The sequence below is a fragment of the Maribellus luteus genome, from assembly GCF_003576475.1.
GTDB lineage: Bacteria > Bacteroidota > Bacteroidia > Bacteroidales > Prolixibacteraceae > Draconibacterium > Draconibacterium luteum.
In genome coordinates, this window is the sequence record NZ_QWGR01000036.1 from 1 (window position 1) to 1,950 (window position 1,950).

General features: G+C 44.4%; 1 protein-coding gene. It reads right to left on the reverse strand.

Translation table 11 applies throughout. From position 1 onward, the window contains the following. Positions 1 to 91: 91 nt before the first annotated feature. Positions 92 to 1,354, reverse strand: coding sequence for a group II intron reverse transcriptase/maturase (gene ltrA / locus D1614_RS23535; protein WP_119440444.1), 1,263 nt, complete (start codon positions 1,352 to 1,354; stop codon positions 92 to 94). Between the last annotated feature and the right edge of the window lie 596 nt (positions 1,355 to 1,950).

A 1,950-nucleotide genomic window follows, 5' to 3' on the forward strand; every position in this document is an offset into this window, starting at 1 on the left:
AGTCGAGTAGGTAAAGGGGAATCACACCCCTAAACCTCTCACAGAACCGTACGTGATAGTCTCCCATCATACGGCTCTTCGAAGTAGAACTCTACGGGTGAAAACCATACGTCCAGTGCACAAACAGGTTGGGATAACATTTATAGATGTTCGTTAACCAGTTCCATGCAAGTTTCCGCGGTTTTCGCCTGTAACGACGATATTTGTTAATTACCCATTTGATGAGCCTCCGGTTCAACAGGCGCATGGCACGTTTTAATCCAGTTACATTAAAATGACCAAAATAATTTATCCAGCCCCGTAAATACGGAGCCAGCATTTCAGCAATTTTCTGGATATTGAATTGTACCATGCGGTGAATCTTCAACTCCCTTAAACGTTCCCCTACCCGTTTGATGGCTTTCTTGCTCATACTCGGTGTGAATACCAACTGAAGATGCCCCCATTTCCCTCGTGCTCGCCGCGTTTTAAAGGTAAACCCTAAAAAATCAAATGTGCGGTACTTAACCTCAAAGGGTGGGTGCTTCTTCTGGTTGCGCTTGCAGTAAACAATCTTCGTTTTCTCCTTGTGGGCTTCAAGCTTACATTGTTTCAACCTTCGTTTCAGGTTCTCCAATAAACGGAGTGCCTCTTTAAAGTTTTCACAATGAATAACCACATCATCGGCATAACGTTCGAACGGATTTTCAGGATAATTTTTATCCATCCATTTATCGAACACAATGTCCATAAAGATATTTGCCAATAATGGGCTGATTACCCCGCCTTGTGGTGTCCCTTTGTCGGTATTCTTTCGAATACTGCCATCGGGCAACTGTACATCGGCTTTCAGAAAACGCTCTACATACAGCAGGATATGTTTCTCCTGTGTATGGTATTTTACTGCTTTCATCAGTAGCCCATGGTCGATATTGTCGAAGAAACCTTTGATGTCCAAGTCAATCACCCAGTCGTACTTCATGCAATTTTCTTTGCATTGCTGTACTGCCTGGCGTGCGCTGCGTTTCGGACGGTAGCCAAAGCTATTCTTGTGAAACACAGGTTCGACAATCGGTTCCAATTCTTCGCGTATCACCATCTGCGCTACACGGTCGCATACCGTAGGTATCCCCAACAAACGTTCTGTGCCGTCCAGCTTGGGGATGGGTACTTGTTTTACGGGTTGCGGATAATAGCTGCCCGAAGAAAGACGGTTCCATACAGGGTACAAATATTTCCGGGCGTTGGATTCAACCATCTCTATGGTCACCCCATCAACACCGGAACTTCCCCCGTTGGATTTGACTTTCTTAAACGCTGACCAAACCGCGTCTTTCTCTATCGGTTGAGTCCTTGATTGTAATAAACTAATCATCCTCAAAAATTTCAAGTTGTAAGATTTATTCAACCTAACTCCGTTGCCCCCTTCGCTAAAGCTATGTTTCCATAGCCGTCTTTAGGATGCGTTTCCACTACTACGGGGCAATCCGCCACTATTTCAAAGTATCGGTACTCGCTGGCTTATCAAAATAGACTTTTGCCATTCTCCCTTATCAACTCCAAAATAGCTTCTCCTGTTCCGTAGATTAGCCCGGGTTGCAGTCATGCCCTCTTTATCCCGTGTGCCACCTGACCAAAACTTAGGTTACCATCAGGTTCTGTCCCCCGGGGCGGCTGTCCCCTCGGTTTTGACACAGCATACGTTATTATCGAGACCTCAATGAGGGTTCATTTGCATTCATCTCTGCTAACCCACACCTGATTACATCTTGAATAAATTCAAATGAAATCATTTCCCAATCGCTAAGTACCTTCCCGTGAAAAGAAAGCACCATTGGGTGGTTTGACCAATCCGCCTAATCGACTTAGCCGAAGCCCATAGTATGTAAAACATAATATTTCTTCATCTAATCTACAGTTATGTAACTCATTATTTCTTAAATTGCATCCTTGAGTTACGCAGGACACACA